This is a genomic window from Paenibacillus sp. J22P169, from assembly GCF_059691995.1.
The window spans coordinates 934,475-960,680 of the sequence record NZ_JCAUAO010000001.1; the positions used below are offsets into that span (position 1 = coordinate 934,475).

General features: G+C 45.7%; 18 protein-coding genes. 1 reads left to right on the top strand and 17 read right to left on the bottom strand.

The genetic code is table 11. The features are described 5' to 3' along the window. Positions 1 to 5 precede the first annotated feature (5 nt). From AC58QG_RS04500 to AC58QG_RS04570, 15 genes are all read right to left on the bottom strand, one after another. On the bottom strand, positions 6 to 1,748 hold the full coding sequence (locus AC58QG_RS04500; RefSeq protein ID WP_497360902.1) for a polysaccharide deacetylase family protein: 1,743 nt from the start codon (positions 1,746 to 1,748) through the stop codon (positions 6 to 8). Positions 1,749 to 1,803: 55 nt separating this feature from the next. After that, complete coding sequence (locus AC58QG_RS04505) at positions 1,804 to 5,517, bottom strand: hypothetical protein (protein ID WP_497360903.1); 3,714 nt, start codon at positions 5,515 to 5,517, stop codon at positions 1,804 to 1,806. Positions 5,518 to 5,567: 50 nt separating this feature from the next. Next, positions 5,568 to 6,326, bottom strand: a complete 759-nt coding sequence (locus AC58QG_RS04510; protein WP_497360904.1) for an SDR family NAD(P)-dependent oxidoreductase — start codon at positions 6,324 to 6,326, stop codon at positions 5,568 to 5,570. Between the two features lie 39 nt (positions 6,327 to 6,365). Continuing rightward, positions 6,366 to 6,761: a Rid family detoxifying hydrolase gene (locus AC58QG_RS04515; protein ID WP_436245376.1), complete on the bottom strand. Its 396-nt coding sequence runs from the start codon at positions 6,759 to 6,761 to the stop codon at positions 6,366 to 6,368. A gap of 5 nt (positions 6,762 to 6,766) precedes the next feature. Next, positions 6,767 to 8,062, bottom strand: coding sequence for a M20 family metallopeptidase (locus AC58QG_RS04520; protein WP_497360905.1), 1,296 nt, complete (start codon positions 8,060 to 8,062; stop codon positions 6,767 to 6,769). 2 nt (positions 8,063 to 8,064) lie between these two features. Next, positions 8,065 to 9,381, bottom strand: a complete 1,317-nt coding sequence (locus tag AC58QG_RS04525; protein WP_497360906.1) for a hypothetical protein — start codon at positions 9,379 to 9,381, stop codon at positions 8,065 to 8,067. A gap of 15 nt (positions 9,382 to 9,396) precedes the next feature. After that, the gene (locus AC58QG_RS04530) at positions 9,397 to 10,233 is read right to left on the bottom strand and encodes a sugar phosphate isomerase/epimerase family protein (RefSeq protein ID WP_497362778.1); all 837 of its coding nucleotides are present in this window, start codon (positions 10,231 to 10,233) and stop codon (positions 9,397 to 9,399) included. A gap of 114 nt (positions 10,234 to 10,347) precedes the next feature. Further along, positions 10,348 to 11,274 carry a GNAT family N-acetyltransferase gene (locus AC58QG_RS04535; RefSeq protein WP_497360907.1) on the bottom strand — a complete coding sequence of 309 codons (927 nt, stop codon included), beginning with the start codon at positions 11,272 to 11,274 and terminating at the stop codon, positions 10,348 to 10,350. A gap of 11 nt (positions 11,275 to 11,285) precedes the next feature. Continuing rightward, on the bottom strand, positions 11,286 to 12,338 hold the full coding sequence (locus tag AC58QG_RS04540; protein WP_497360908.1) for a response regulator transcription factor: 1,053 nt from the start codon (positions 12,336 to 12,338) through the stop codon (positions 11,286 to 11,288). Positions 12,339 to 12,342: 4 nt separating this feature from the next. Further along, complete coding sequence (locus tag AC58QG_RS04545; RefSeq protein WP_497360909.1) at positions 12,343 to 14,121, bottom strand: sensor histidine kinase; 1,779 nt, start codon at positions 14,119 to 14,121, stop codon at positions 12,343 to 12,345. 139 nt (positions 14,122 to 14,260) lie between these two features. Next, the gene (locus AC58QG_RS04550) at positions 14,261 to 16,234 is read right to left on the bottom strand and encodes a DUF4838 domain-containing protein (RefSeq protein WP_497360910.1); all 1,974 of its coding nucleotides are present in this window, start codon (positions 16,232 to 16,234) and stop codon (positions 14,261 to 14,263) included. Between the two features lie 15 nt (positions 16,235 to 16,249). After that, positions 16,250 to 17,116 carry a carbohydrate ABC transporter permease gene (locus AC58QG_RS04555; protein WP_497360911.1) on the bottom strand — a complete coding sequence of 289 codons (867 nt, stop codon included), beginning with the start codon at positions 17,114 to 17,116 and terminating at the stop codon, positions 16,250 to 16,252. Between the two features lie 30 nt (positions 17,117 to 17,146). Further along, on the bottom strand, positions 17,147 to 18,115 hold the full coding sequence (locus tag AC58QG_RS04560) for an ABC transporter permease (RefSeq protein WP_497360912.1): 969 nt from the start codon (positions 18,113 to 18,115) through the stop codon (positions 17,147 to 17,149). A gap of 112 nt (positions 18,116 to 18,227) precedes the next feature. Further along, a complete protein-coding gene (locus AC58QG_RS04565; protein ID WP_497360913.1) occupies positions 18,228 to 19,853 on the bottom strand; it encodes an extracellular solute-binding protein in 1,626 nt (541 codons plus the stop codon). A 117-nt stretch (positions 19,854 to 19,970) separates the two neighbouring features. Further along, positions 19,971 to 21,341, bottom strand: a complete 1,371-nt coding sequence (locus AC58QG_RS04570; protein WP_497360914.1) for a hypothetical protein — start codon at positions 21,339 to 21,341, stop codon at positions 19,971 to 19,973. Between the two features lie 429 nt (positions 21,342 to 21,770). On the opposite strand from AC58QG_RS04570, the gene AC58QG_RS04575 reads away from it, so the two are divergent. Beyond that, a complete protein-coding gene (locus AC58QG_RS04575) occupies positions 21,771 to 24,353 on the top strand; it encodes a LamG domain-containing protein (RefSeq protein WP_497362779.1) in 2,583 nt (860 codons plus the stop codon). 101 nt (positions 24,354 to 24,454) lie between these two features. Here the strand turns inward: AC58QG_RS04575 and AC58QG_RS04580 are convergent, their stop codons facing one another. Both AC58QG_RS04580 and AC58QG_RS04585 read right to left on the bottom strand, forming a co-directional pair. Beyond that, on the bottom strand, positions 24,455 to 25,285 hold the full coding sequence (locus AC58QG_RS04580) for a carbohydrate ABC transporter permease (protein ID WP_497360915.1): 831 nt from the start codon (positions 25,283 to 25,285) through the stop codon (positions 24,455 to 24,457). Then, the gene (locus tag AC58QG_RS04585; protein WP_497360916.1) at positions 25,282 to 26,181 is read right to left on the bottom strand and encodes a carbohydrate ABC transporter permease; all 900 of its coding nucleotides are present in this window, start codon (positions 26,179 to 26,181) and stop codon (positions 25,282 to 25,284) included. The genes AC58QG_RS04580 and AC58QG_RS04585 overlap by 4 nt, the downstream gene beginning before the upstream one ends. Positions 26,182 to 26,206 lie beyond the last annotated feature (25 nt).

Here is a 26,206-nt window from a genome sequence, read left to right on the forward strand (position 1 = left end):
TTTGTTCAACTCCTACTTTGTAAGCTTCTCGACATTCGTTTGCACACAACTCCGAATTTCATTTCAACTTGGTCTTCTGGGCTTGCCTGTTCATTCTCGCGAAGCGGCCGCCAGAAAACAGCCTGATCTGCATGGTTGGCAGTGCCCAGGATGACAGCATCATCTTCCGTCACGCCGATGATGCGAACCGTTCTTCGAGCTCGTTCCCACGCGTTGATCTGACTGCCGGTCCAGAAAGTGAAGCCCCGCTCCCGCGCTTCTTTGACAACTAGTCGAAACGATTCCCGCACTTCGGGGAACCTTTGAATACGCCCCTGGTGGAATAGGAAATGAGCTACTCCCCGAACCTGGCTTACTTGCTCCAAGAATGGCACGATTACACCCGTATCGGTAAATTGGGGTAAGTCCTGAGAAAGGAAACCGATTTCCAGAACGTTATACAGCCTGTTTCGTTCATCCGCCCAGGCAATCGGGAAATACGGGTGGCACGTTCCGAACAAGAAGCCCGCATTTCCTTTCTTGCTCGGTCCCCTCGTCTGATCCGATTCGATGCCGCAATCTTCACACCACAAAAACAGCTCGCCCCAACCCTCGATGAGGGTCATATGATTTTTGTTGGTGACTGCTTTTTGTCCAACGTTATCTTGCAACCATTCGGCTTGGCGCTTGAAGTCCTCGTGTGTCCATCTTCCGCCTTCGTTCACGTTTGAGTTAAAATGGAGCGCAAGTTCATGTCCTGCTTCCCTAATCCGCGGGTAGATCCATGCGCTATAGCCCGGCTTCATCATGCACCATGTCGATTGGATCCCGTGTTCCTCCAGAATGTCCAAAGTCGCAATAGCGTCTTCGTCCCAATTGCGGTCACTGTCATGGGATAGCATGGCTATCTTTGAAATTCCTTCAGGCCAATAGTCAACAAATGGCAATATTTTGCCCTTCTGTGCCATTCTTCGCATAATGTGAGAGACAATAGCCTCTCGCCACAAATCAGCGTAAGGATGTGCGAAATAAGGCGCCCCTTGTTCCGTTAGCACGCGGTCATGCGTCCAATCCAGCTCTACTCGGTCGTCCGCCTTCCACAGTCCTTCATCGATGGGGGCGCTGCCGTCTGGATCCGGAACTCCGTCGTCGAAAACAGGTGCTGTTCCCTGCTGCAGACCGACAATTGTTCCCAGGAGATCGATGCTCCAGCGTTCGATTGAGCCCGACCCGACCTGGAATTGCTGCAGCACCGATCCAAGCTTCTTTCCCTTCGGTTCGCAGGCGATCGAGCCCCATTCCATACTTCCATGAAGCGATCCATTCGTGTCACGGACGCCAGGTCCCCAATCGCCTGCATCCGCATGCTGCTTAGGACGCACCCAAGGAACGGCGCCGAGAAATCGGAGCGGCCGGGTGTCCCCGAGGCTCTCTGGCAATTCGGCATAGCCTGTCGGGAGCGATACAGATTTCATAAGGCCAAGCCGCTTCGCCAATGCGTTGATTCCCGCGTAACTGACGACGATCCCGCCCCGCTCCGAATAAGACCAGATCAATTGAGATGTCGCTTCATCATTTGGGGCTGCTGCTACGATAATCAAATCATAGAATCTTTCCATCATATGATGGACGCTATCCAACCATTCAAACGGAATGCCAGCATGGGAAAGCACTTCTCCGATGTACCGTTCGAACACGTTCAATCCGTATTTCAACCGTTGTTCCTCTATGCGTCGATCCAGTAGAACTCCGACTCTAGCAATGTTCATATGCGGTCCCCTCCGTAGAAATGCTCCAGCCTTGCTACTATCCCGATTAGTCGCGTCAACTTAATAAAAGTCGAAGCACATTAGAAAGTGTGAACGAATCCCCGGGTTTCACGTCCATGTGCACCCGTTTACCACGATATTCAATGACCTGTTTATTCCCCAATCCAAGCCGTTTATGTGGAGAAGACCAGCCTTCTTCCAACTTAATGAGCGTCATGTCGGAGCGAAAAGTAAGTGTGCAGCCGTCAAGCTGTGTCTCATTAAGGTAGTACGCAGATGGCTTCAAGTAATCCGAGGAGTCAATTAATGCAGCCTGGCCTTGGAACGCTTGTTCCAAGCTCTCGTCAACTCGATCGAGCTCAACTCGAATGGCTCGGGTTTCTGCGTCCACTTCAGTTATAACCCCTTGATAAGCAGGCGCGTCCGCTGTCCACTCTCCATCCGATGTGCGTATAAAGGAGTAATGTACAGCTTCAAGCTGAACGAGCCGGTCATCACGATAACGCAGTACTAGAGACTTAGCATCCGTCTCAAAGATACGACCTTGGGAATCACAGTAACGGACCTTTTCCCCTTCGGTATAAGAACTGAGAACAATATCACGATGCTTACCGTCCACATACCGAATCTCGATGCCAGTCGACATAGGGTGAGGAGGAGCTGAGTCCAATACCGATTCCAATGGAAGAACAGTTTGCAGGAACGACGTTCCTTCGTACGGCTCCAACACGCTTATAAAACCTGTTGAATGATTCGCAGCGTCAATGTTGTCTTCGTCCCGCCATAATACATAGGGTTCCCAGCGTGATTTTCGCATTTCTTCCCCGCCCTTTTCTCCGAGGCATAGGATGAGTTCGCGCTGCTCCCCTTTGGGAACTGTATGAATTTTCAAGGACGCAGTTCCATAAGGGAACGTCCAAGAAACCGGTCGATTCACCTTAGCCTTGCGTAAAGCTTTCATCCATCCGTAGCCAGGCTTGCTGTACAACGGAACATCGGAACCAGCAAGTGTGCCATCTATATGCGTCCATTCCGTTTCTTCAATTCCTTCGAATTGTACGGATTCTGGTGTACAGTCCATTCCTACCGTATTATAATCGAACGTTTTTCCGCCAGATAAGCCATTAAAATCAACTACATAGGCATTCTCCTGATCAGGAGCTTGAACGATCCAACACCAACGTTCGTAATGCGTTCCCGGGTAAGTAATCGTATTATCAAGTCCTGCCATTTGGAGTATATTACCCTCGTAGTGACCTTTTTGGCGTGAATAGGAAGGCAACTGATCTTTACCATCGACTATAGCAACTGTACAAGCAGCCGAATGTGTTTCCCACGCCTCATATTTGGGACTGAGCCACGTAAACGGATATCTCCCACCTGATGCTTGCAAATGATACCCGAAGCCCCCAATCCACAAACCCAGCTTATCACCATGATGATGTCCTGCGGTCGGCTGTCCGTACAACATCACGTGCTTGCAATTGTGGGCATTCGTACCTACGCGGAACATACTCGTTTCGGAATCTTGCAAAAGGAAGGAAGGTTGAAGCTGATCGGAATTTGCTTCATACTGCTGATATTCCTCCCACTCGGCCGCCGTAGCAAGCAGTAAGAACGAGTGCTTATTATTCGTTTCTCGAACGCTCCTGAGGCGATAGTCGGTTAACTCCTCCTGATTATATCGGGATAAAAGTCCACCTATTACCGATCGAAGCGATGGCGAACGGCGGTAAATAATTTCATAGGAAGGTGTATACGTGATTTTGCCTTTTCGTCGATCCTCAGATACCGGCTCTACATTATCCGCGAGCGTGTCGCCAAACATTGGTATCAGGCTTCCCGACCGAAGCTTCGCAAACAGTCCGATCACCTGCCTCAGACTGAAGTCCGAGTCTTCAAACAAATCGATTCCATTTGGAAAATACTCCTCATCAGAGAACCCGTAGTTGTTGTTCGCCATCATGGACACTTGCTCGCAGATGGCTGCCATATAGCCCAATGAATCGTAAATATAACGGCCATCTCGGAAAAAGTTATTACGAAACTTTGATTCCAAGCTATATTTTCCACCATACAAAATATGATGCATAAGCTTGCCGCTTCCCATATACGAGGCGATAAGCAACTGTAAATAAATCCAACGCAGAGACCAGTCGGCGTCGCGAGTTTTCTCAATTTCACAACTGTACAATATGTAGGGAATCATTTCGTGGACAGCGGCGTTCACATGGAATGGAACCGTTCTTTTCTTATTTTCTGCATCGGGTTTGGCTGCAAAAAACTGTTCTAAATCAGGACGATACGCTTCCCCTGCTTCAAAAAGCAGGTCTGCTGCTTCAAAAAAATTAGAAAGCCAGTGGGATTCCGTTGTAGTCGGTTCGGATATTTGCACCGTATCGTAGTAGCCCGATCCATAGTTGCCGTTCATATATGGAACCAATTCGGCAATTCGCCCCATTAACAGTAAAGCTTTGAAGGCATATTTCTTCTCACCAGTCAGTAGGTAGGCATAAGCCAAATTATTAATCGCACCAGAGTTTTGCATGCCGGTCGTCTCTTCACAGACATTTGTATCCTCCAAAACGGAGCAATATGGATTTCCCATCAACATGGATAGGATAAATAGACGGTACGAAGCCGTAAACATATACCGCACACCTGGATTTGGAAATCCTTCTGGTGCCAAAAACCCTTGGCCATCGTCGTCCAATACGATCTCCTCACCCGTTGTTGGGTTTTGCAGCTTCATCCCGTTATACCACCATGTTTGGGTAGTTGGGTTATAATATTGATAAGGCCGCTCTAAACAAAGCTGATAAGCCGTTCGTTTGCCGCCTTCGAGAGGATCCCCGAAATATTGGCCTACTGAAAGGGCCCTAGGGTTGCCAACGGGTACCAACTCGAACAGCTCATCATCGCTTTTGGCAGCCCAGTAATCAGCAATTTGCATGATCTCTTCTTTCACTCGTCCGCCCCAAAGTGTCGTGTTTGCAGACACACGAGCCTGTTCAACCTCGGCCCTAGATATTCTAGCCGTAAATCCCTTACGTTTCTCCGTAACATAGCCGTATATTTCTTCAGGTATCTTCCACTTTACCCATCGAGTAAAAAACAGCGTACTCTCTGCTTGAATAGTATGCTTTCTCGTTTGAATCTCCTCATCAGACAGACCTCGGGTCAGCAGCAAATCGCCCATCCCTAATCCCATCGTCGGCCGATCGCCTGGAATTCCCGACCACGTAATCAGCGTCGATTCATCTCCGCTTTTTAAAGTGCGAACTGCATTAAACCCAAGGATTCGCTGCTCAGTTGACTCAATCCGCAAAAACCGCAGCGGCATACTCACTGACAGGTTTACAAAGCCTTCCGAAGCAGAGATCGAATAATCAATGTCCGAAGGAATCTCAAGCCGTTCAATTTCATAGAGGAATTCCTCATACACCACACTGCCATCTTGTTTAAACTTCATCGAAAATGCCCCATGACGTTTCCTGCGCGTATGGCCAAAATCGAAAAAAAGCACGACTTCGCCGTCGGCTTCGGGAGGGACAGACTCAAAACGCAAATCAAGGCAGAAATGATCTAATTTCGTATAGGCACAGAATGAAATAGCGTGATCTGAGTCCTTTAGTTTACTAATCTTCGCTCGGAAGCCCAGATCGGCAACCTTAAACTTCTCTGACTGGGTAACTTCGAAAATGCTGTTGTGTTCATGTACCAGATAAATCGGATAAGTCTCTTGGTTATTGCACTTTTCCACGCGCATCTCCATGTAGCACCCTTTCCTTTCGGCCTTTACGAAAGCCGATTAACTGATCATGCGAGTTTGATGACTTGACCGCCATCCACCACGAGATTATGCCCAGTCATATAACGAGAATCGTCTGATGCTAAGAACAAGGCAGCATCCGCTATCTCATCTGGCTGACCGACTCGGCCCATCGGTATCGTTTTGATATAATCAGCAATAGCCGGAGGATCGTCAATCATCGATTTTGTAAGTCGAGTTTCAATAAAGCCGGGACATAACGCATTCACCCTGATTCCGTATGGAGCCAACTCAAGCGCCATAGACATGCTAAGCAAGTTCATGCCGCCTTTTGTCACATTGTAATGCGCCTGCATGGCTTCCGCATTAATGCCATTCACACTTGACATATGAATGATAGAGCCACCCGTCCGTCGTTCCACCATTTCTCGAGCAACTCGCTGTCCGACGAGAAAAGCCCCCTTCAAATTCACGTTCATGTGCTCATCCCAATCTTCCTCCGAGATATCCAAGAATGCGCTCAATCCACAAATGCCCGCATTGTTAACCAAGATATGGACAGCACCCCAGCGTTCGATAACGTCATCCACCAATCGGTCAACCTGACTTTTCGCCTGAACATCAACCTGAACCGTCATAACCTCGCTGCTTTCGCGTCGAATAATGTTTGCCGCCTCTTCTAGAGCGGTAATGCTGCGTCCTGCAATCGCCACTTTAGCGCCTTCTTTAGCGAAACGAACAGCTGTTGCCAGTCCGATACCGAGCGAACCACCTGTAATGATCGCTACTTTACCTTCAAGCCTCATTGTGAGTCCTCCTAGTCAAAAACCTTATCCTTCGGATTGTTAACCCTCTGGTATGACAGCTACAACGTCCACTTCCACCCGTACGGTCAATTGGCTGCCGACCGTTGTGCGAACCGGGCGAACGGGTCCTGGAAAAAGCTCTTTATACACACTGTTAAATCGTTCAAAATCATTTAAATCTTCCAAATGCGCCGTAACTTTAACCACATCTTGCAATGTAGCTCCTGCCGCATTCAGAATGGCTTCTAAGTTACGAAACACAAGTCGCGTCTGCTCCTCGATCGTACCCTCCACGATCTCCCCCGTTAAGGGATCTAACGGTCCTTCTCCTGAAGTATAAATAAGATTACCTACCCGAATCCCTTGCGAATAAGGCCCCGTATTTTGCGGCGCACCGGTTGTGCTGATCTCTTCTTTGACCCACTTGTTTGCCATTGAAATTATCCCCCGCTTTCTACTCCGCACCATTCAACAATGGCGGTAATATAAATTTTAGTAAGCTTGATCAAGCTTTCTATGTCTACAAACTCGTCCGGAGCATGAGCATTCTCTCCAACCGGTCCAAGTATGACTGCTGGCGTGTCTGAGTAACAATTGAACATAAATGCGTCACAAGCAAATGGCGCCGTGTAGGCTCCAACAGGCATACCCCACTCCTCTTCCGCTTGCTGCAGCAAAATGTTCGTAAGTGGTGTTTCAGCACGGCTTCCAGGGAGAAACCGGGTGATCAACTCCCAGTCGACCTCAAGCCCCACCAGTTCTGGTTGTGAGCTTAACGAACGTATCGCACCAATAAATTCTGACTCCAAGACTGAGAACGACTCACCTGGCAAACATTCAACCCAAATTTCAATCATGCAAGTTTCTGGGATCCCGTCGGCCATGCCAGGCTCAAAGCCACCTGCTTGGATCATCGAAAGCACGACCGCAGGACTTTGGGACTCGCCAGTCGGTGTAACGAAACATTTACGCGCCTGCATATCATTCTGGTAACTTTCAATAGCTCGAATAAGGTGTGCCATTCCGTATACCGGATTTCGAAGTTCTTCACCGCCAAAACCCATGCCACCTTTACCGCGAACTCTTATCTTCCATGCAGCTCCACCCATGTGTGAATCACAGACTCGCATGTTAGTAGGTTCTGGAACGATCGCAGCGTCTGCTCGATTCCCGCGGACGCGGCCAGCCAAAGTTCCGTTGGCACCGCCCATCTCTTCATCCACGATGCTCTCGAAGCTAAGGTCACCGAGCAATTGGACTCCTTTTTCCTGCAAATATTGAAAAGCAAGCAAGACGGCAGCGGTACCGCCTTTCATGTCGTTTGAACCGCGACCATACAAACGCCCCCCTATGATGACGGGTTGAAAGGGGTCCTCCGCTGTTTTTCCTGGAATGCCTGGCACGACATCTGCATGAACGACAAAGAGCAGTGATCTTCCTTCGCCTTTTCCCTTTTTGTAAGCATATAAATTCGGCCGATCCGTATAGTTGCGTTCCCCCCAGTAAGCCGGATGCGTTCTCAATCCATCTACCTCTGATAATGCGTATAATTCTGCATCGAAGTCGAGCTCCATTAACGCCTTCTCCAGGTATTGCTGCATGGGCAATTCATTCCCATTGGGAGGTTTATTTTCGCTCGGAATGGCTACCATCTCCATAAGCATCTTGACTAGATGGTCTTTTTGATTGCGTACCCAGCTTTCCAATTCTTGATCGGCAAATATCGCTTTACTCAATCTCATATCCCTCCATCCGAATCGCATAATTGGTTTAAGAGCCCAAGCACTGTGTCGACCATCCGTTCACCAGAGTCAGGGGCCAGCCGCGTTCGAGAAGTTAAACGAGTCTCGTATCCGCCCTGATTGAACGCTTCTCGGGTTGCTACATATCCGTTGACACCGTTCGCATAAGCAGCGATTAGTGTATGGGGGGATGGTGATCTTTGTTTAAGGTCGTGACCGAATTCCACGAATAATTCACATGGAAAGGCTGCAATTGCAGCCGCCCCAATTCGAAGCGCCTGAATTTCAACGGATACTTCCGTTTCCTGCCGCTTACTAAGCGTGAGAAGCTGCCTTGCAAAAAAGGAGTCCGCCTCGGTTATTGCTACCTTATTCTCAGCATGCTCTGACGCACGAAGCAGATCTTCAGCTTTCTGGAGATCCTCTGATGATGGCTTTCGTACAGCAAGTGAAAGCAGCTCGCATCGCCCTTCTACATGCAGCGAATTCTCCGTGACAGCTTTTTCTCTAGTCTTGATAACTTCACCCGCTAACACTTTCCCCATTTGGCGAAAGGCATCAGGCGTGGGCCGTAAGGTATGCATAAAATTAAGATGATTAATATTCCCGCAAGCCCCGTTAAGAAAAAGACTAATGAATGAATTGCCGTAAACCGCTTTCAACACACGGCTAATTTCTCCTGGATAGTCTGCGCTATACCGTTTTCCACCTATCGTGTCAGGATGACAGGCGAAATTCGTTATGACTCCAAGCGGATTTCCGTCCTCGCCATCTAATCGAATGATGAAGACATCTGAATCAATAGGACCAGCCGGCTCAAGAATGTCTGGATTATTAAAACCTGGATTAGTCCGCAGACTTCCATCCCGCATAAAATAGCGACGATTAAACGAGATTCCGTCCTCTTCACCTTTGGCGAAACCAATTTGGGCTTTTCTTCTGTTTCCATAGGCCAACACTGCTGCGTCTGCAGCCTTTTTGACTAAGAACGCTGTGTACTCGTCACCATCTGGACCGCGATCACGATAAATGGGCCCACCTGTATGCGTATGTGTAGCAGCAACCAAAATATGGGATGCAGGAATTCCGGTATCCGCTGTCACCCGTTTGCGGATGGCATCCACTTCTTCCTTCTCTATCCCAATCGTATCGAGTGCGATGATAGCGGACAACCTCTTGCCATCGCCAATTACAACGGCTTTAACGTACAGGTTGTCTTTGACCCCAATGGCAGGTCTCGGTGTAAAATAACCTGGAATGGCAAACCCCAGCGGGGGTGTGATATCAATTTCGAATAAGCCGCATTCGATCATGTTTGTTCCTCTCTTCTACATCCGGTTATTAACAGGTAAGCCGAGTTTCTGCTCGACATAGTCCCTACAGACCATCAGACTGTTTAGAGGGGTGCTCGTTGACTGATCAATTTCAATCGTCATCCAACCGTCATATTGGATTTCTTCCAAAAGACGAACAACTGCTGGAAAATCAATGGACCCCAGACCCAATTCGCAAAAAATCGGCAGTGCCTCGTCTCCAGACAAAACAGGAAACTTGGTACGATCCGGTTCGTCCGGAGTGACGTCCTTGATATGCATATAAGCAATCCTATCTTTGTATCGCCGCATCAAGGTAACAGGATCCATGCCTGCCTTCGTTAGATGGGCTGTATCCGGACAAAAGAAGACGAAGTTCGGGTCCGTCATTTCCATAATGGCATCGATTTCGTTTTCATCTTGAATCTCTGTATTCAGATGCGGGTGCACACAGGCTTTCACACCCAGATCGTAGCAGCGTTTGGCAGATTCATTAATCGCTCTTGCAGCGGTCTTTAATTCCTCTAACGTAGTGCCTCCCGCTATTCGCGGTCCTCTCGGTCCAAGTACGATCCGATCACTGCCGTTCTGAGCGGCAAATCTAGCGACTCGCGTATTATAGGCCACTGTTTCATGGAATTGTGAAGCATCGCTGAATCGTCCCCCACCATATAACGCAGACAATACAAGGCCATATCGCTCAAATAATGCTTTGAATTCATGAACGCGATCTTCGTATTTCAGTGCGATTCTTGTAAAAGTTTCACACGCTCGGAAGCCCAGAGACGACGCTTCCTCCATCCCTTTAACGAAATCTTCTTCCCACGTAATTAAGTGACAGGATACTTTCATCTTCAAGACTCGTACTCCTCCTTTTTACCCATTGGGAGATAGCCTAACTTTATTCTATTTTTCACTAAATCGGGATGGTATTTTATATGGTAATATGTCTTTTCATGAGTAATCTTATTTGGTATATAAATTGTAGGTTTTCCAGATAGAAAACCCTACTTTGGCATAGAAATCGACTTCCGAAGTCCAATCGATGACCATCAGATGATGATTCCTTTCTTGTAAAACCCGCATACCTGCTAGAAGAACGGCTTTTCCGTACCCATACCCACGATATGGAGCCGCAATGCCGAGTGGACCGATGCCACCGCATGGCTCCTGAAAGCATGGACTCCAGAATTGATTGCCTGCGAGAATGGGGGAACTTTCGTCATTAATACGGCAGAAGCCGATAATAGTATTCGACTTACGCAAGAGGACAAATTCTCTGCCTGTCCCCCCTGATGCAAAATACCGGTGTGTCGTCTCTTCCCAACGCCCAGGAAAGGATATCTTCATGAAGGCGAGCAATTCTTCACGATCAGCTTCTCTGGCGACAGACAACGTGACTTCCGACCCAACATCTTCCTCTACGATTACTTTACTACGAAAATCACCTAACAGATCGTAAGTGATTCCCCGTTGATTGAACCCACGATTTTCAAACCAACGTTTCATACCTACGTACTGGGAGGGTACTCCAGGAAAGAAATGTCCAGAATCCCCGCCTAGTGCAATTGAGCTCATTCCTACGTCATTTAACGATTTTTCAGCCATTTTGAGCAGTGTACCGCCAATACCTAAATTTCTATAGCGAGAATCAACGAGCAACATTGAAATATAACCCACACCTATTCGCTGAATTTTGCTTATTACGACACCTGTCAAATAATCGGACGATTCTTCCTCAACGACAAAAGAACCCTCCGATAAAAAATCCGGGTGGTTCAAACTGTTTTGATACAATAGACGTGTGCGGAGCGGAAAATCGCCCCCTATCTCTCGATTCCACAGTTCACAAATTCGTTCCAAATGGCTTGGTCTTAGCTTCACTGTTCGCATTTCCAACCTCCTCATCCTTCTAAGGAATGGCGGTACTCTGACGGAGAAAACTTGTAATATTTCTTGAACACTTTAGCAAAATGAGCATATTCATTGTAGCCGACCGCATAGGCAACCTCGTAGACCTTATTGTTCGGATCACTCAATAGCTCGATCGCCTTGTCCATTCGTAATTTGGCTATATATTGGGTGTAGCTAACGCCAACTTCTTCTTTGAACGACTTACTGAAATACGTTGGCGACATCCCTGCAAGTTCAGCTGCGTTCATCATGGAAAACGATTCGTTCGCAAAATTCTGATTGATCTGTTTCACGGATTCCAACATATTTTTATGCGAGCCCCAATTGCGAATATGTCGGATTTCCTCCATTGCACATTGCAGCACTAACTCAATATGTCGTTTCAATTGCTCGGCTTGACCGTTCCATTCATAGTCGGGAAGTGTTTTTAATTGAATTCTGTTGCCGCTCAGACCCGCTATTTCCGCCTGCAACAAGTAAAATAAGTGAATAAACATCTCCTTAAGTCTTGCTGAATTAGCTCGATAAGTCTGCAACCGTTCGTGTATTCCTTCAAGCTGCTCCCATACGGCAGCCACGTTGAGGACCCACATGTGCTTCGCCAAAGTCTCCGCTTCTACCTTACACACAGCGATCCATTCACTCCGCTCAATAATGCCTTTACGTTCATTGCCCAGTTTCTTCTCGGTTAAAGAAAGTACTCTTAATACTTCGTCAACATCAAGCGGCTTAAGCAGATAATCGGAGACACCATGTCGAAGTGCCAATTTTGCATAGCTAAAATCGCTGTATCCAGAAATGATAATTACTTCAGTCTGGATCCCACGGCTTACGATCTCCTCAGCGAGTCGCAACCCATCCATTACCGGCATTCGAATGTCGGTAATGACAACGTCCGGTAAGGAGTCGCAAATAAGATCCAGCGCTTCTTGACCGTTCTCGGCAAATGCACTTACCTCAAAGGAAGAAGTCTCCCGCTCAATGATCGTCTTCAAACTGCGTTTCACTGATGGTTCATCATCCACAATAATTACTTTATACATGCCCTTACCTCCCTGGCAATGTAATATCCATCTGTGTACCGTTCCGCCCTGACTCGCGGATATATACGCCGTATGGTTCTCCGAACGTAAGTCGAAGGCGGCTGTGCACATTCCACAATCCAAGATTTTTCTCTTGAAATTGATGCTCGCGAACCATTTGTTGAATCGTGACCTCCGTAAATAATCGGTTCAACCTGTTCAACGTCTCCTGAGTCATTCCATTTCCTTTATCAATTAACGAAATGACATACGCCCGATCATCTGTGAAACTGCCAGATATTTTCAAGTATTCCGGCTTGCGACCGTGATCTTCGTATCCGTGCTGAAAGGCGTTTTCCACAAGCGGTTGTAAAATGAGACGTACGGTGGAAACTTGCATCGCTTCAACTTCATCAACATCCCATTCAACTTTGAGGCCTTCATAGCGCTCTTTTTGAATAGACAAGTATGTCTGCATATGTTCAATTTCTTCTAAAAGTGTGACCGTTTTTTGTGGATTTCCGACGTTATAACGGAACATTTTGGCGATGGAGGTCACCATTTTACTAATCGGCCGTACCCCAGCTTCAATGGCATAGGAATTTACTACCTCCAACGTGTTGTAAAGAAAGTGTGGATTAATTTGCGACTGTAAGATTAGGAGGCTGGACTCCATTTGCTTAATTTCATTTTCCTTTTGTTTCAACTCAGCTAGATGCACGACTTCAATTAGCCTTTTGATTTCGGAGACCATGTTGTTAAAGCTGCCGAACAAGCTGCCAATTTCTTTGCCTTTATGCACTGGCGCACGAACATCCAGATTTCCGTTTTCAGCTTTGCGCATAAGTTTCTGTAGAAGGAGCAATGAACGTGTTATGGAGAGTGTGAAAGTCCCAACTGCAACTAGAACCAAAACAACTAAAACAATGCCAATTCCAAGTGTGATATAACGCAGATTCATCAAGCTGCCGATGAGCTCTTCTAGCGGGAGTTCATCCACAATGACCCACCCTGTAGATTTAAGATCATCGTAAATGACGAGTTTCTTCTTGCCTGTTGATCGATCGATATAAAAGCCGCTCTTCTCTTCTCCTTGCAGACCCGTGTAAGTTGGAACTGCCTCATTCACGTACTTTCCCCACAACTTTTCATCCTGGTGATAGATGATTCGATTCTCCGAATCCATCACCCAGATTAAATCAGAATTGCCTAGCTTTACGTTTTCCAGCAAACGGGGAATCACTTTATAGTTCACATCAATGATGAGCATTGCTCTTATTTTGTTTTTTGAGATATCCCGCAAATCGCGCGTGATCGTAAGCACATTCGTGGAGTTAACTTTTCGGACGCCTTCGATGTTGAAGTTTTTGAATGTCCGGTTCGTTGTTCGATTCCCCTTATATTCGCTAAAAGCTTCAAGAGAACCGCGGTCCTCGTAGCTGCTCACGATCAAACCATCCTCCGAGACAATGGAGAGATTAATAATGTCTGTTCGCACCGATAATATATTTAAAAATAGCTCGTTGTCTATTTTTCTTTTCATAGTGTACATATCGTAAGTGTCTGCATTTATTGAATTTATAAACTGATTCACTAATGGAGAAGTTAAAACGGGTGATGTGATGGTATCTAGCTCCACGAAGTAAGAGTCGAGGTTATCATTAACTTGTTCCACAATTTGACGACTGTAGTGTATCGCGTTGTTTTCGATACTTTGAGTAGACTGTTCGTACCAGATCATGCCAGATACTATAAAAGGGATAAAGACAAAGCCAAGAACCAGGATGGCCAATTTCACATGCATTGAGAGCTTCCTAATTTGGACCATCCTTATCCCACCTACCAGCTTTTAAAACCTATTATACCATGGAAGCGTTTCATTTTGGACAACCTTTTTAGGACTCAAGCGTATGTCCGAAGAAGATTCTCCGTCGGACATACGCTTAGGTGACTTCTCCGCCAAAATGAGTTTTTGTTTCATCATCAAACATCTTGTGCAGGGTTTGAATATACAGGAAAACATCAAATACAGGCTGGTACAGATCCTCATTACGCTGGACATAATCGGAGGTTTTTGCCCAAAGTTGTCGGGCCTCCTCTGCCTTACCATCCGCTCTAGCCTCTAAAGCAGAGGCAAGAAGACTTATGATATCAGCATGGATTTGTAAATATTCCCAAGACTTTGCGATCGTTGGATGGAGCTCAGAACCTATGTTTCTCTCCAAAACAGGTCGAAAAGCGTTCACTACCTCTTGTACAGAACGCAATTTGTCAGCTGCTTCACTGCTGACCCTCTGCTTCTCGCCTCTCATATAAGGTGGATCAAAAAGGTCAGAGATCGTTTCTAAATACGTTAAACAAGCTTCACCCTCGTCCCCGAAGGAATCAATGAAATATTCTTTGGCTAATTGCTTGAAGTCCGCTTCATCGTTCCATAACGTTTTGCCAAGCACATACATGCCGAGACCAGTTGGGAAAAAGGATCGCTGCGTTTGATCACTGATGATTCCGTTTAGACGAAGTATCTTTAAATTTTTCACGTCTTGACTGATCATCTCAGCCATTTGGAAATACCCAGGATCAAGATAATGATCCCACATATGATGATACTCGTAGGTAAAGCCATCACCGTCAAATAAATGTTGCCACGCTTTCAAGAAGGCGACGTTCTCTCGGATGTTCGTTGGGAACTTCAGTCTGTTTCGAACAAAAGGTTGGATTTCGATACCCGTTGTATCCGAATCGTAGCTTCGGCTGTACGTTCGGCTAATGGGTGCGAATAAAAGCATGAATCGCCCCGGGTTTTTCAATGTTTCATTCTTGGGTACCCACAATAGATCCAAATAAAGCAAGAACACAACTCTCGTGCTCAGATTTCTTACAGACAATTCCTCGTCCAATTCGTTTAACATCATGATATAAAAATCAGACGGTAGCTCCTTAACACAATTTTCACATTCGCAGTGGTTATTGAACGCATCAGCTAGCCAAAAATGCAGCATATCGATATGGGGGTTATTTTGCGCATGATCGGCAGCGTATTGGACGACCAACCTTCTTACGTCGGGATTGGAAAAGCATAAATTCGTATTCAGTGGTACGCCGTGCCATAGCTCCCTCTTTCCATTCACTAAGGCAAAATAACGGGACTTCTCTTCTTCAACCGCATAATCAACGGAATCCCAGCCTAGACAAGGAAGTCCAAGTGGCTCGCCTGTCCAGCCGTGCCCTACAGCATGATAAAGGAGGCCCCGTTTTTTGATCTCATGCTCCATCTCCACCGTAAAAGCATCTACTTGTTCGATTGTAATGGTCTCGGGTTGTTTGTACTTGTTATGCCGATGACCATACCAACGGTCAAAAAATGTAAAGGGGGTTTTGAATTCCAGGAAGTAGGAATTGAAGCCTGCTTTCGGCGCCCAATGTATGTTGTCCAGCATATTTTCGATGCTGACTGCACCTTCGATACAAAGCCCTCTATGTCGATATGCGGCGATCTCGTTAACCTGAACGTTTATCGTATCCAACGCCCTCTTAGGAACGTAATCTCCATCCGTGCCGGGACGCAGCCATCGACATCCTACCTCTTCAAGAAATCGATAAACCCCCAGTAAAACGCTGCGGGGATTGGAACCAACAATACGCCCCTTTCCGGCAGTTACGTCGATATAGATGGCATCGTCCAGCTCTGGATTATCTAATTCGGGCAGCGGAATTCCTAATTCTTCGAACAGTCCTATCCAAAGGTGCGAAGTTCCTTCCTCGGTATAGACGACTTCTTTTAGCGTGTCAACACGAGAATCCGGGGACATCCGAAGTAGAAAACTTGACAGCTCATGAATGGCAAAATTAATTGTTGATTGTTCTTGGGTCGTAGCAATCGTCACTATTCTGACCTCTGCATTGTTCAATATCATGGTTGGAATTTCCTCCTATTCCTTCAAAGAGCCGACATTGGCGCCTTTGACGAAATATTTTTGCAAGAATGGATAGACGAGAATAATAGGGCCCGTTGCAAAAATGATGACAGCTGACTTCATTGATTCGACGGTGTGTTCGAGAATTTGGGATTGGTCGAACTCGAGCGAAAGTTGACTATCCTGGACGATGCCCCGCAATATAATTTGCAGAGGATACATCTGTTTGTCTCGGATGTAAATCAAAGCATCAAAATATGAATTCCACTCGCCTACAGCATGAAAAAGCCCTAACGTAGCGAATACGGGCAGAGATAACGGGATCGTAATTCGGGCAAAAATTCCGAATTCAGAACATCCATCAATGGAAGCAGCATCGAACAACTCGGATGAGATTCCCTGAAAGAATGTTTTCATAATAATGACACCGAACGCGCCAACTGCTCCTGGAAGGATTAGAGCCCAGTACGTATTGATCATTCCTAAGCTTTTGATGACTAGAAATTTAGGTATGAGCGGTACTGAGAAAATGAAGGTAACAATAATGAGTTTCAATATTAGTTTACGTCCTGGCATCATCGATCTTGAAAGCGCATAAGCCATCGTGGAGGTAAAAAACAAATAGGCAAGAGTCCCCATAATAGTAATGAAGCAAGTAACAGCCATAGCCCTCCACATGTGGGCTTGCGTAAGTATGATTTGATATACGGACGTATTAAACCCTTTTGGCCAAATGAAGACTTCATTTAACTTCACATATTCGTTAGAACTTAGAGAAACTGCAAGCACATGTAGCATAGGAGCAAACATGGAGAGGCTAAGCACTGTAAAAAACAATCCGTTAAGGAAATGAAACCATCGTTCAGATTTATAAATTGGCAATGTACAGTCCTCCTCTCTCCAAAAGATCCCTTAGTAGATACTCTCTCCTGTAACGCGTTTAGCTAACTTGTTCATTCCAAAAATTAATATAAGTCCTACGACTGCTTTGAAAAATCCGAGTGCCGTCGTATAACTGTACTGTGCCCCTTGAATACCTACACGATAAATATAGACATCAAATACATCCGCAACGTTCCGATTAAGCGAGTTAGCATAAATCAAGATTTCTTCAACACCGGTATCCAGGATATGACCGATCCGCAACAGGAGCAAGATGACAAGTGTGGGCATCAAGCTAGGCAGCGTAATGTACCACATTTGCTTCCAGCGGTTCGCGCCGTCAACTGTAGCAGCTTCATATATATTAGGGTTGATCCCAGCAATAGCTGCTAAATAAAGAATCATGCCCCAGCCAACTTCTTTCCATATCGCAGAACTTACTACAATTGTTCTGAAAAACCGAGAATCCTGTAGGAAGATGATTCTATCCATACCGAACCACGCGAGGAGATCATTAATAATCCCTTGAGGATCAAGCAGTTGATAGAAAATTCCTCCAACGATTACCCATGACAAGAAGTGAGGGAAATACAACAGCGTCTGTATTGTACGTTTGAACAGCATCTGCCTGATCTCATTCAAAAACAAAGCGAGAATAATGGGTGCTGGGAAACTAAAAAATAACCTATAAAAACTGATAATTAGGGTGTTTTTAAGAAGATGGTAGAAATCATACAATGAAAACATGTTCTTAAAATGCAAAAAGCCTACCCACTCACTGCCGAAAACACCTTTGAAAATGTCATACTTTTGAAAAACAATCACATTTCCAAACAATGGGATATATTTGAATATGGCAAAATGTATTAACCCAGGCAAGCAAATAAGGAATAGAGCCAACTTCCGATTGGAACCGATCTTGTTAATTAGGAATGAGATGTTAAAACGTGACAGCTTCCGATTTGGAGCGATATTTTTAGTTGGGGAAGTGTTGCTCATCAGAAAACCACCTTTACTCGATTGCTCAACAGCGTATAACGTAACGTATTAGAATGATGGAAATTAGAGATGAAAGGGGAAGTTTTCACTTCCCCCCTCAAGTTGATCATCATTATTTCTTTTTGTTTTTAGCATACCAGTCATTTGCTTCCTTGATCGCCTGTTCTCCACCGCGTTTTTTCCAATCAGCTACAAAATTGTCAAAGCCTTTGTCAGGATCAATCTTGCCAATCATAATTTGAGTAAGAGTATCCAGGAACAATGAACCAGCAGCGAACCCAAGTTCTGGTTTTGTTTTGATCGAATCTGGCGTTGGCATGCTCATACTTGGGATCTCGAACAAGTTCTTCTCTTCGTATCCCACGCCTTTTTTAACTAACTCAGGATCAATTACGCCTTCTCTTTTAATCACTTCAGGATCCATCCGTGTGTCGCCTGACGGATTCACCATTGTTTGGTATTGCAGCTTTTCATTCGCGTTAGCAGGTAGCTTAGGATCCCAAGTAATTTGACCGTTGGCTTCTGTGTAGTTACGGTCTTTGATTCCGTAACGGAAGAATGTGTCCTTTTTCGCGTTATCCGAGTAGGTCCAGTCAAGAAATTGGATAAAGCGCTCTGGATTTTTCGCGTTTTTGGTCAGAATATACACTTTGGCGATACCAGTTCCTTTTGGACCGAGTATATATTTGCCATCGGCTTGCTTCATACCTGGCAGCAAGTCGATTTTCGCGCTTTTTCCAGCAAATTTATCTGGCGTCCAACTATTCAAATTCCGCAAATCGTGACTCCAAGTCGCAACTTTATCGTCTTGAATCGCCTTAACCCAGTCCGCGTCTTTCACGTTAATAAAGTCTTTGTTAATATAGCCTTTATCGTATAGCATTTTGTAAAACAACATAGCTTCTTTCATTTTCGGATTAATGATATCCGGGATGAACTGGCCGTTTACATCATGCCAAACAAGCGCTCCATTTTCACCCGGTGAAATACCTTGCGCATAGAAGAAGAAGTTACTGAATCCAAACATACCACGAATTTCATATCCGACTTCGTCATTTTTTCCATTGCCATTTAGATCAGTTGTTTTTACCTTTTCGAAGAAAGCAAGATACTCTTCCATCGTCTCAGGTTGTTTCATGCCTAATTTATCGAGCCAATCCTTTCGGATCAGAAGTGCTTGAGGGTTGATTGGAGTTAACAGTTTCGGAATCCCGTAAATTTTTCCATCTTTGCTCAAAGCGGGAAGGGACCAAGTCGCTTCTGGCACTTTTGCCTTAATATTTTTACCGTACTTGTCAATCAAATCGTTCAATGGAAGAAATATGCCATTCTCCACCGCAGTAGCATGTGCAGAGTTAAGAATGGAGTCCGATGTTACAACTTCTGGAATGTCACCAGACGCGAAACGAACAGTCACTTGCTGTGTATAGTCGGCCGATGGGATGAATTCATACTTAATCGTAGTCGGTTGACCTGAAAATTCGGAAAATAATCTTGCCATTTCCGTGTGATACGGATCCTCTTTTGTCGCCGTCTTGGAGTATGCGTAACCACCATCGTTGGATATAACGTTAAACGTTGCCTGAACCTTAGGTGCCTCTGTTGCCTTGGATGTTTCTGTTGTTGTTGCTGTTGCTTTAGTATCTGTAGCTGAAGGCGCATCATTAGAGCTACATGCTGTAAGCAATACGGAAATACTCACCGTGACTGAGAGTGCTGCGGGTAACCACTTTTTCATGCGTTTTCCCCCTTTACCTTGCTTCATATTGGCTATACTTAAACGTTTTACGTTTCTTCTAGCTTAAAAGAAATAGAGACATTCGAATATGGAAGAAATAGTTCATGTTATGTGCTTTTATGACTTATTTACTATGTTTAACTCCCCTTTTGGAGTTTGAAGCCTTTTCTCTGCCTCTTTGACGGCACCTAGGATAATCCATTCATTCTCTGGTACGAAAGGCCCGCGATACCCGTGAAGGACGAATGCCTCCGCTTCATAACCGCCTTCTATTAAAATTTGACGTGTAGGAATATAGGTAGGAACTCCGTTGCTGTAGCCTAGTACCATTACGTTCATTGTGGTGAATAACCTTTTAATCTGTAAGGCATATTCAGTGGGTACTTCTCCTTCCAATGCGATTATTCGGAACCCATCACTCAGCCCCCACACTGTGATTGTAAAAGGAAGAATTTTGCGCACTCTGCCCTCGTAAATGGCTTCAATCGTTCGTCTTGCTGCGCGTCTTCTGTAATCGGTTTTCGTTTCGTCTTCTACGATGGCAAGCATTTCAGTAAGTCCCCAAGGCTCTGTGAAAAGTCTTACTTCCAACTCCGCAGTCTGCATGGCTCCTGTAAGCTGCACAGCTTCACACTCAGACATGATCCGCTTAACATCTTCCGCCAATTCCACCCCAGCTTCTCGCATTTCTTCCACCGAGCACGATTTAAAGCGGTCTCCGATTACTGTTTTCAGCGGTTTAATGTCCGCAGCGCAGCCTTGTAAAAAAATCGCAATGCTGCCAGGAAACGATGCTTCCAATTCCGTGCAAGCTTGACCTACAAACTCCGCCGAAATCTTATTCGGCCCAATACAGGTCGGATGACATCCGTAACTGAACAACAGTCCCTTAAGCTCACCCTGTGAATCATGCAATTGGAGCACGAAAAGGTCTTGGTCTGTTTCTGCTTGGAAATTGGGCTTAAACATCAAGCCTTCTTCTGTCATGAGCCGTCTACATACCCCTGCTTTAGAAATCCCTTTCAACAGGTGAAGCGTGCCTTCTGCTAGGTTTTCCGAACATTGCTGCACCAGGCCGATTAACGTATCGCGAATAAAACGATAATAGCGGATGTCTTCCGTGTAATCGATGTCCGCGTCATTCTCCGGCCATTGCTCTTGTCCAAGGCTGTACCCGCCTCTGCGTCCTTCCTGTGCCTCTCCTGTCAAAAATACGGAGCAATGTGTGTGGGAAAAATTAATCAACACCTGCTCGGGTTTTAACCCGAATACTTCTCGTAAAGCTTTCTTTATATCTGTTACAAAACTGCGATCCCCGCCAAGTGCATCCAAAGTAATGACAACAAGCTGATCCGTGCTTTCAAGCCAGGCAACTTTAACGAAGATGTCATCCAGCACCCCTTCGCTCTTTCGATCCCTCGTTCCGAAACCGGCTAAAAAAACAGGATTATCTGGCGTAATGCATTGTTTTGCGACTGCGAATTTCAAATAAATCAGCTCCTACTTGTATGAGTTGCGCCAACTCAATCACTTCTCTTAATAGTACTTGGAGCGATGAAAAAGAAATATGTTCAGACGCCAAAAATCATGTGTTTTTATGACTACATCAATAAAAATGCTTCCCCAATCGATTTCGCCATGAATTAATAAAAAAACACATATACATGGCAATCCATTTCCGCTATATCTTAAGATGCAGGGAACCTATTTCATGGAAAGGAGGCCTTACGTAAGGAAGCTGAGTTCCAACTAATTCAACTCGTTTCGAAGGTCAAGGTTTCTTTTGTGCCAATTACACATTGGTCGGATGCACATCGAGTTTGTAGTCATCGTATATTTTTAATACTGACTGCCATCTAGAGATGATTGCATCTGGATGTCCCGATCACAAATCCGGAAATGGAGTGTGAAACGGTGATGAGATTGAAGTCTTTCAAATTGTTTAAGAAGTCTGTATTATCCGCTGCTGTTACTCTTCTAACTGTTGCTTCCGCTGTCTTAACTCTCCCTCCTCAGCATGCACTTGCTGCATCCGAATTCACAATAAATACAGGTACCGTGTTGCAATCCGATTTCGTCGGCAGTGGTACGGAGTACAATCAGAACCTTTACTCAACGATCAGCGCAGTAGACGGAATTACTGCAGGTAACGTTGGTCTATTGGAAACTAAAGTAAAAGCGCTTGATTCGCAAATCGTTCGAATCTTCTACGATTCCAGAGGCGAAGATACCATCACTTACCCGGATTATATGACCTCCTTCGAGCAAACTGTAGCATTGGCGCAAAGCTCTGGCGCTGAAGTTAACATCACCTATTGGCATGGTCCTTACACCAATATCACGACGCAGATGCAGGCTTTTGCGAACGAGTTGTACCGTTTGAAGGTTACACTGGGTTATTCCAAAGTCAAGTACGTTACAATTCAGAACGAAGTCAACTCGACCGCGATTACACAAAGCGATTATGAAACATTCTACCGAACGCTGAACACACAACTTACAACACTTGGAATTAAGAGCGGTATCAAGTTTATCGGTGGCGATCTGTTGCTTACTAATCAACAGTCCTGGTTCGATTACATGGATGCCCACATGACCGATATCCTTGATGGTTACTCCATTCACATTTACTGGGATTATGATGATGTGCAGTATGGGATTGATCGATTAGATGGCGTACGCACGATTATTAATGGTTTATCGGCGGCTGGGCAGAAGCCGGTATACATCATGGAGTACGGGGTACGTGGTGAGAAGACCACTTGCACGTACGACCCAGGTTGCTTAAACGGCACATCTACCCCTATCGGGGATACTGTAATCAGCGCTTATGAACATGCCGAATTTACGATGAATGCGATGAAGAGGAAGTTCGTTGCCCTGACGAAATGGGATGCTTACAAAGCAAAGTATGATAATGGTACGCAGTACCACAGTGAAATCGGTAGTGGAACAGATGGCTACCCATTGAAGCCCGTGTATAACGTAACGCGGTTGTTCACACACACGGCTAACAGTCACTGGAACCTCGTAAGTGTATCGGGATCGGTTAGTGGCAAGATCGTGAATGCCCTCAAAGATCCAAGCTCTAGCAATTTGGCAGTCTACGCACTGAACGACACAGGTGCTGCGACAACCATTTCTTTTAACGGAGTTGGCGCAAATACAGCGTTCCGATTGTTCGTTTGGAATGAGAATGGTGATGGTGGTATAACAGATAAAGGTATCGTTTCGGCTGACTTCATTGGACATATCCAAGTGCGCCTAAATTCGCAAAGTTTTGCAGCATTTACGACGCTGAATGTTACCGACTTGGAACGTCAAGCTTATTGGAAGTTCGACGAAACCAGTGGTGTAGTAGCGGCTGACGGTACGGAATACGCTCGTAATGGAACTGTGGTAAGCGGTGGCGGTTGGATTGGTGGCAAGATTAGCAATGCCTTGGATTTCAATGGTTCTTCCACTTATGTTACTACTCCGCACATCTTGAACCCAGCCTCCCCATCCAACTATGGCGCATTTAGCGCTTCGGGTTGGGTGAGACCGGACACAGACACGGGCCTTTCACAATACATCCTCCAGCAAGACGGAACCAATGGTAAGGTCTGGTTGTTGCGTTACCTAGACGGTCGCCTTGAAACTTTCCTCGGTGGTATAGGAACGTTCTCGACTGGCACAATTCCGCTCAATGCGTGGACACACGTTGCCGTGACTTATGATGGCACGACAGTCCGCCTGTTCTTGAATGGTGTACAGGATGGTTCTCGTACGATCGCTATGAATTCTGAGCCTGTCGGTGGAATGATTATTGGTGCAAGTAAGACTCTCGGCAACCTCTTCAACGGTGGTATTGACGAAATTTCCATTTACAACCGTCAGTTGACCGCGAACGAGATCAAGGACCAATACAATAGCGCTTGGTGGAAGTTCAATGAGACTTCAGGTACTGTAGGCAGCGACTCCGCAAGCTATAGCCAAGCAGCCACATTGATTAACGGCGCTAGCTTCGCTTCAGGTCGAGTTGGTAATGCCCTTGACTTGGATGGCGTAAATGACTATGCTACTACGCCAAATGTTGCAAATCCAGGCACTAGCAGCTTCACTGCAACTGCTTGGGTGAAACATGATGGTGCTGCTAGTACGGCAAAATATGTATTACAACAAGACGGAACAAATGGCAAGATTTGGTTGTATCGCGATAGCACAGGCGTTGTCGGAACATACCTCGGAGGGTTACCGCTACTCGGAACTACAAACATTCCAGTAAATCAATGGGTCCACCTTGCAGTAACGTACGATGGAACGACGGCGAAAGTCTATATGAACGGTGTGCTTGAGAATTCTGCTGCTAGAACCGTCGCCTCCGAACCTAGTGGTATGATCATTGGCGCAAGCAAAACTTTCGGGAACCTTTGGAAGGGTTGGATCGATGACACGCAAGTATTCAATCGTGCGCTAAGTGGTACCGAAATCTCGGATCAATACGAACTGGGACGTTAATTCCAGTAACTGTCATATATGTGAAAGAAGCCCGCTCCCAATACTAGGGGGCGGGCTTCTTTGTATATACGCATCGATTCCTAACTCCTCTCCCGTTAGCTTTAACCTTTTAAAGCTCCTGCCTGCAGCCCGCTCACAAAGTATTTTTGCAAAAATAAGAACATGATAATAACCGGAGCCAATACGAGTATAAAACCGCCAAACAGTAAGCTTAAATCGGTCTGACCGAGGTCTGAGAAAAATTTGTATAGACTTAATGTAACTGTGGGATATTTATTCGAGGTCAGTAGGACTAGGGGCAGCAACAAGTCATCCCATATGTGTACGAATTGAAAAATAAATAGTGTGGCGCTGATCGGCTTCATTAGCGGAAAGACAATTTGAACAAATAGACGGATCATTGAACAGCCTTCTATCTTGGCAGCTTCCTCCAGCTCGATGGAGATTCCCCTGATAAATCCGACAAACATAAAAATGCTGAACGAGGAAAGCACCCCGATATAAACAGCGGAGATGCCGAACAAGCTGTTATATAGATGAAATTTTTTCAAGACGAAGATAAGTGGAATGAAAGCCGCCTGAATCGGCATCAAAATGAGCGATACATAGAACCAGTAAACGGACTGAAAAAACCAGTGATTGATCCTAGCGATCGCGTACGCTGCCATGGCCGAGAAGAAAATGATATACGTCAAACTCATAATGGCAATAGAAAAAGTGACAGCATACGCTTTAAGTATTTCCATTGCTTTAAACGCTCTAAAAAAGTTATCCAGCCCGATACTGAAATCTGGGAAAGCCAATGGGTGCTGTTGAATTTGCTTATTGGATTTCAGCGAATTAACCGCTATTAAATACAATGGGATGCTATATAAAAGAGCTAACAGTAGGACGGAACCTTCGAATATTCTTTTTTTCATTCGCGGATTCATTCGTATGCCCTCCCCTCATATTTCTTAGTCACTACGACGAACAGTAACGTAATTGCTAGTACGAATATGACCAGTACGCAGGCTGCCGCCATTCCGTAGGCCAAATCAAGCGATTGAAATGCGTTTCTATAAATTCGGATCGCGAGCGTCTCGCTAGCACGTGCAGGGCCTCCACCCGTCAAGGCAAACGGCAGGTCGAACAGCTTGAGCCCGGACGCCAACCCGATCAGCGTGTTTACCGTAATACCAGGTGCAATCATCGGCAGAATGATGCTGAAAAACTTTCGACTTGGCGAAGCCCCATCCATGATGGCCGCTTCCTTTATCTCGTTGGGAACGAACTGCAGGGCAGCCAAGTAGACGATCATTATGGGCCCGGTCAGCTGCCAAACCGCTACCAGGATGATGGTGTAGGCCACAAAGTCGGGTGAATCGACCCATAAAACTTTTACTGGTCTCCCCATTAGACTGCTGATGATTTTGTTCATCAACCCGTTGTTCGTGTCCAATATGTAGCCCCAGACGTACGCCCCTAAAACGATTGGAAGTAGTTTAGGGAAATAAAACAGCGTCCGCATCAAATTTTTCGTTTTGAATGCCTGGTTGACCGCGAGGGCGAGCAGCATGCCGATAACATTCGTCAGTAAAGCGATTGCGACTCCCATCCATAGTGTTCGATACATCGTCTTGACGAAAGACGCGTCCGAAAATATTCGCTGATAATTTCGGAAGCCGATAAAACGGTACTCACCCAGTCCGTCCCAATTCGTAAAGCTGTAGTACATGGTTTGAAATACTGGGATGAGCATAAACGTGACTATCATGACAGATATAGGAAGCAAAAACAGAATGCCGATCCAAAACGTTTTGAGGTTTAAAGAACCTTTCCTTCTCATGTGCGCATTCCTCCAAACTTTTAGC

Excerpts from the sequence above, each read along its gene's own strand:
- AC58QG_RS04535 (WP_497360907.1), bottom strand. The coding sequence starts at position 11,274 with ATGCGAACAGTGAAGCTAAGACCAAGCCATTTGGAACGAATTTGTGAA.
- AC58QG_RS04560 (WP_497360912.1), bottom strand. The coding sequence starts at position 18,115 with ATGAGCAACACTTCCCCAACTAAAAATATCGCTCCAAATCGGAAGCTG.
- AC58QG_RS04565 (WP_497360913.1), bottom strand. The coding sequence starts at position 19,853 with ATGAAAAAGTGGTTACCCGCAGCACTCTCAGTCACGGTGAGTATTTCC.
- AC58QG_RS04575 (WP_497362779.1), top strand. The coding sequence starts at position 21,771 with ATGAGATTGAAGTCTTTCAAATTGTTTAAGAAGTCTGTATTATCCGCT.
- AC58QG_RS04505 (WP_497360903.1), bottom strand. The coding sequence starts at position 5,517 with ATGCGCGTGGAAAAGTGCAATAACCAAGAGACTTATCCGATTTATCTG.
- AC58QG_RS04580 (WP_497360915.1), bottom strand. The coding sequence starts at position 25,285 with ATGAATCCGCGAATGAAAAAAAGAATATTCGAAGGTTCCGTCCTACTG.
- AC58QG_RS04530 (WP_497362778.1), bottom strand. The coding sequence starts at position 10,233 with ATGAAAGTATCCTGTCACTTAATTACGTGGGAAGAAGATTTCGTTAAA.
- AC58QG_RS04500 (WP_497360902.1), bottom strand. The coding sequence starts at position 1,748 with ATGAACATTGCTAGAGTCGGAGTTCTACTGGATCGACGCATAGAGGAA.
- AC58QG_RS04540 (WP_497360908.1), bottom strand. The coding sequence starts at position 12,338 with ATGTATAAAGTAATTATTGTGGATGATGAACCATCAGTGAAACGCAGT.
- AC58QG_RS04525 (WP_497360906.1), bottom strand. The coding sequence starts at position 9,381 with ATGATCGAATGCGGCTTATTCGAAATTGATATCACACCCCCGCTGGGG.
- AC58QG_RS04515 (WP_436245376.1), bottom strand. The coding sequence starts at position 6,761 with ATGGCAAACAAGTGGGTCAAAGAAGAGATCAGCACAACCGGTGCGCCG.
- AC58QG_RS04545 (WP_497360909.1), bottom strand. The coding sequence starts at position 14,121 with ATGCATGTGAAATTGGCCATCCTGGTTCTTGGCTTTGTCTTTATCCCT.
- AC58QG_RS04510 (WP_497360904.1), bottom strand. The coding sequence starts at position 6,326 with ATGAGGCTTGAAGGTAAAGTAGCGATCATTACAGGTGGTTCGCTCGGT.
- AC58QG_RS04585 (WP_497360916.1), bottom strand. The coding sequence starts at position 26,181 with ATGAGAAGGAAAGGTTCTTTAAACCTCAAAACGTTTTGGATCGGCATT.
- AC58QG_RS04550 (WP_497360910.1), bottom strand. The coding sequence starts at position 16,234 with ATGATATTGAACAATGCAGAGGTCAGAATAGTGACGATTGCTACGACC.